This window comes from Commensalibacter sp. Nvir (genome assembly GCF_963921845.1).
In the GTDB taxonomy this organism is placed as follows: domain Bacteria; phylum Pseudomonadota; class Alphaproteobacteria; order Acetobacterales; family Acetobacteraceae; genus Commensalibacter.
The window spans coordinates 1-4,995 of the sequence record NZ_CAWUGZ010000127.1 but is presented as its reverse complement, the minus strand read 5'-3'; the positions used below and the strand labels follow the sequence as shown (position 1 = coordinate 4,995).

Sequence of the window (4,995 nt, the reverse complement as noted above, 5' to 3'; positions counted from 1 at the left end):
CAATTAAATATAGTATTTTATATTCATCTTTCTCTATATAAATAATCAAATATTACATTTTTTTATGTTTTAAATTTTTTTTTTGTAATCGTATTGTAATATATTTTATGCAATTGAATAGAAATCAATTAGAAAAAATCTTTTTGTTAATGAATGACATCTTAGTATCAAGATATAGTGAATTTCAATAAATATTCTGTTTTGAAGGTTTGGGCTTAACAAAGACATTTATTGTTGTTTATCATTTGAGCAAATGACAGTATTAAAAAAATAAGGCTTGAAATGTTCAAAACAGTTTGAGTGTTGATGTATTCTCGTATTGTATCAAGTAATATCTTTTCGAGTTGATTGATGAAGGGTAGGGAAAGAGTTTTCTTAACTTATTATTGGGAATGTAATTAGGCCTATTGTTAACGTAAACTCTGAAGTTGGAACAAACTTTTTATTGATCTTATTTTCGAAAAAAGTCAGGGACTACTGATAAATAAAGCGGATTATATTTATGACTTTAGGGTTTGTTAATCACTCATAAATTGCTTATGAAACAAAGCTAGCATTCAATCAGAAAAGAAAAATTTTTAAACTTCTATCAATTCACATATTTTATTATTTAATGAAATAATGGTGTAAATTATTTTTTCGTTTTTTTAATTGATGGCGAGTTCTCCTTATTTTTTTAAAACTACGTTTTTATTTTATATAAAATATTAATTTTCAAGTTTTGGAAAATGAAATTTGAAGTTTTCAATAGAATTCATTTGGAACGATTTCATCTTTCCATAAATCATTATACAATTGTCGAGGTTGTATAAGGATGGATTTATCACCAATAATCATGACTTGGGCGGCTAGTGGCCTCGCATTATAGGTTGAACTCATAACACTGCCGTAAGCACCAGAGTCTAAGATTGCAAGCGTATCATTAGGATGCAATTCTGGTAATATTCTATTTCGTGCAAAAATATCGCTCGATTCGCAAATCGGCCCATCTATGTGCTGTAATTGTTTGTTTCTTTGGTAAATTGATTTTTCTATCGGCACTATGGTGTGCCAAGAGTTATATATAGCTGGTCTAATTAAATCGTTCATACCTGCATCAATAATCACAAAAGGGGGTTGATTTGGCCCTTTGTCTTTTTTTAAAATTACTTTGCTGACAAGCACGCCTGCTGGACCTACAAGCCACCTTCCAGGCTCAATACTTATTTTCACCTCTAAAGGTTCAATGATTTGCTTGAACAAAGTTGCAATTTCTATGGGATCAAACTCTTTTTCATCGTTGTAATTAATGCCGAACCCTCCACCACAGTCCAAATGCGTTACGTTAAAACCGCAAGATTTGGCTTTTAATATTAGTTCGGCCATTCGTTCAAGCATAAGACGGTAAGGTTCAATAGATACGATTTGACTACCAATATGAACATCAAAGCCGATGAGTTTAAGTGAAGTAAGGCGACTTCCTTCACGATACAGATCAAGTGCATCGCGGTAATCGATACCAAATTTATTTTTAGCCAATCCCGTGGTTATTTTATGGTGTGTTTTGGCATCAATATTTGGATTTATACGTAGACACAAGGAGGGAATTTTATGAAGTTCTTGCGCAAGTTTAGAGATTGTGTAAAGCTCTTCTTTGCTTTCTACATTGATTTGACCAATATCGTGCTTAAGAGCTAAACGAAGTTCTTCGTGGGTTTTTCCTACTCCAGAAAAACAAATTTTTTTGTTGGGCACGCCTGCTTTCAAAGCACGTAAAAGTTCCCCGCCGCTAACAATATCAACGCCGGCCCCCTGTTTTGCCAAAAGTTTTATGATAGCGAGATGGCTATTTGCCTTTACAGCATAATGGACGGAAACGTCTAGGTTTTGCGATTGAAATGCTTGTGTAAGTTTTTGATATCGTGACTTTATAATGTCTGCATGCATCACCCAAGTAGGGCTTCCATAGGTAGTAATGATATTTTTTAGAGGGTACGAACCAAATAATAATCCATTTGCAGTATCTAAGAGGAAATCTGGATGGGATTTAAGAAGATCGTGTGGATCAAAATTAGTGCAATGTTTTGGCCAGGACATAGGAAACCCTAGAGAAAGTATGTTAGATTTGCAATATTATAAATCATTCTTAAATGTTTTTTTAGAAAATGGCTAGTATGAATACAATTAAAGTTACTAGGATTTTTTTAATTTATGTATTGATGCTTTTGGGGTTTTTAGATTCCCCTTTTTTTATTCAAAGGGTAGCTTTTGCCTTCTCTCATGATGTTTCTTTACCAGGGCTGGACCCTAATAATGAGCATAGGATGTGGGTGAATTTAAAAGAAAAACCTTGGTGCATTATAGGTAGGGTTCAAACCGAACTCGGACAAAAATGTACGGGTTTTTTTATTGCTCCACGATTAATTATGACAGCAGCACATTGCCTTTGGATAAAGAAAACAAATCGTTTAGTTCCTACCCGTTCGGTACATTTTTTGTGGGGCTATCAAAAAGGATACTACATAAAAGACATCAAAATAAAACAAATTGTTATAAACAAAGAGTATGTGGGTCAATCGAAAATTAATGTGCCACTGAATAATATCGTTAAGGACAGAGCTTATTTGGTTGTTGATAAAGCTACTATAAATTCTAAGGATATAGTTCCTTTACAATCCATTTCATCGTTATCACACGCAGCTTTGTGGCTAGGAGGATATGAACAAGATAAAAAAGAAGTTTTTCAGGTCGATCCTCATTGCAATATTACAAATATAATTCAAGTCAATACTCATCAAAAAGTTATAGAGCATAATTGTGAAGCTACATTTGGTAGTAGCGGTTCACCTTTATTCGTAAAAGACAAGAATAAAGAATGGAGTATAATCGGTATGCAAATTGCAGCCTTTACTGCTGGTAAAGGGGGAATAGCAAACCCTATACTTCAACTTATGCAATAAGTTGTGCGTAATAGACCGCATGGATCACTTTTTAAATTAACTTTTATAGCGAGTTTTAAGCATATAGAAAATTAATCTGCAGGGGGGTAACTTCGTGGATATGTAACTTTGCTGGGAGGCCCAACGGGTTTGGGAGATGCTTTACGGCCACACCCAACAAGAGTCAACCCTAATGTCATTGTAAAGCTTAAAAGCAGTCCGAATGATATAAAACGATTCATTGTTTTTTCTTTAATTTTTTTATCCATGATTTCGCTTGGCCTAGAACATTATTAGGGCAAGTTCCACCCAAACTTTTTTTGGAAGCTATTGAGGCTTCGACACTGAGAACGTTAAAAATAGTTTCATTAATCTTGGGTTCAACCCGTTGCATTTCTTTTAAAGAAAGTTGATCCAGGGGCTTTCCTTTGCTTTCTGCTAAACTTACTAATTTCCCTGTTATGTGGTGAGCGGAACGAAAAGGGATTTTTAAATTTTGTACAAGCCAGTCTGCAAGATCGGTTGCGGTTGAATAGCCAGAGCCTGCCCAATATTGCATTGTTGTTTTTTGAGCTTTAAGATCTTTAATCATACCCTCTGAAGCATTTAGACAAAGTAAAATTGTTTCCGATGCAGAAAAAACTTGTTCTTTATCTTCTTGCATGTCTTTTGCATAGGCCAGGGGTAATCCTTTCATCACGGTCAACAAACTCATATAGGCTCCGTTTATTCGACCTGTTTTTGCGCGTACCAGTTCGGCTGCATCAGGGTTTCTTTTTTGAGGCATGATTGAGGAGCCTGTGGTAAACGAATCCGATAATTTTATAAAAGAAAATGGAGAAGAGCACCAAAGAACAATTTCTTCTGATAAACGTGAGAGATGCATGGATAAAATTGAAAGATTGGATAAATATTCCAAAGCAAAATCTCTATCGGAAACCGCGTCTAATGAATTATTCATAGGACGATCAAATTTAAGGATTTTGCTTGTCATATGGCGATCAATAGGAAAAGAAGTTCCTGCCAGAGCGGCTGCTCCAAGGGGACATTCATTCAATCGTTTTCTTGCATCTTTTAAACGGGTGCGGTCTCTTGACAACATTTCGACATAGGCTAAGAGATGATGTCCAAACGTAATCGGTTGAGCAGATTGTAAATGTGTGAATCCGGGCATAGGCGTATTATAATATTCTTTAGCTCTTTCCGCTAATGCGAGCATTAAACTTTCAATTGATGCAAGCGTTAAATCAATATTATCTCTTACCCATAATCTAAAATCAGTGGCGACTTGATCATTTCTTGATCGTGCTGTATGTAATCTTTTTCCTGCCTCACCAATACGTTCCGATAGATGATATTCAATGTTCATATGAATATCTTCAAGATCGCGTCTAAATTCAAATTGATTGGACTCAATTTCAGTTTCAATTTGCTTTAATCCTTGGTGGATAAGTTCAGAATCTTTCTGTGAAATAATTTTAGTATCCGCAAGCATTGCAGCATGGGCTAAAGATCCTTTAATATCTTGCATCCAAAGCTTTTTATCGAAATCAATTGAAACATTGATGTGTTCCATTATTTTGGAAGGACCGATTTTGAAACGTCCTCCCCATTGTTGATTTGCTGCTTTTGTTTGTTTGTCTTTTGCCAAGAAACTGCTCCTACTGAGTTTGAACATTTTGTAATCAATGTTATTATAGGTGTAAGTAACATAAATGTTAAAATGATGAAGGGTTTAAATATATTTGGTTAAGTTAAAGGATAATAATGGTAATTTAATTAATATAAAACCCAATACAACAACTATATCCTCTGATAGTACTAGTGGTTCAGATGTGGATTTGCTATCAGATTTAACGAAATGGTTAAATTTTGAGCTAGCACTTACAGCCGATCTATCGAGTTTATTGTCTAGATTCGGTTCTTTTCCAGCACTTTTAATGGCACCTAAAAATGAGATAAAAAAAAATCTAAATCTTTTAGAAAAAGATATTGCTACTCTACGGTTGTTTCACAAGGTCTCTCTTGTTTCGCTAAAATCCAAAATTAATCACTGTGATCTTTTAAAGAATAAAAA

The 4,995-nt window shown here is 34.4% G+C and carries 5 protein-coding genes; 2 read left to right on the top strand and 3 right to left on the bottom strand.

The window, feature by feature from the left end; genetic code table 11:
* Positions 1 to 744 precede the first annotated feature (744 nt).
* Positions 745 to 2,076, bottom strand: a complete 1,332-nt coding sequence (gene lysA, locus AABE15_RS07755) for a diaminopimelate decarboxylase (RefSeq protein ID WP_338330721.1) — start codon at positions 2,074 to 2,076, stop codon at positions 745 to 747.
* A 77-nt stretch (positions 2,077 to 2,153) separates the two neighbouring features.
* On the opposite strand from lysA, the gene AABE15_RS07750 reads away from it, so the two are divergent.
* A complete protein-coding gene (locus tag AABE15_RS07750) occupies positions 2,154 to 2,939 on the top strand; it encodes a trypsin-like serine protease (protein WP_338330720.1) in 786 nt (261 codons plus the stop codon).
* 71 nt (positions 2,940 to 3,010) lie between these two features.
* Here the strand turns inward: AABE15_RS07750 and AABE15_RS07745 are convergent, their stop codons facing one another.
* Positions 3,011 to 3,160, bottom strand: a complete 150-nt coding sequence (locus AABE15_RS07745; RefSeq protein ID WP_338330719.1) for a hypothetical protein — start codon at positions 3,158 to 3,160, stop codon at positions 3,011 to 3,013.
* Positions 3,157 to 4,569: an argininosuccinate lyase gene (gene argH / locus AABE15_RS07740; protein ID WP_408870268.1), complete on the bottom strand. Its 1,413-nt coding sequence runs from the start codon at positions 4,567 to 4,569 to the stop codon at positions 3,157 to 3,159. Before argH ends, AABE15_RS07745 begins: the two co-directional genes overlap by 4 nt.
* A 94-nt stretch (positions 4,570 to 4,663) precedes the next feature.
* Between argH and AABE15_RS07735 the strand changes: the two genes are divergently transcribed.
* Positions 4,664 to 4,995 (top strand): hypothetical protein (locus AABE15_RS07735; protein WP_338330717.1); only part of this gene is annotated, 332 nt, incomplete at its 3' end.

Coding starts and splice junctions, on each gene's coding strand:
- lysA (WP_338330721.1), bottom strand. CDS start 2,076: ATGTCCTGGCCAAAACATTGCACTAATTTTGATCCACACGATCTTCTT.
- AABE15_RS07750 (WP_338330720.1), top strand. CDS start 2,154: ATGAATACAATTAAAGTTACTAGGATTTTTTTAATTTATGTATTGATG.
- AABE15_RS07745 (WP_338330719.1), bottom strand. CDS start 3,160: ATGAATCGTTTTATATCATTCGGACTGCTTTTAAGCTTTACAATGACA.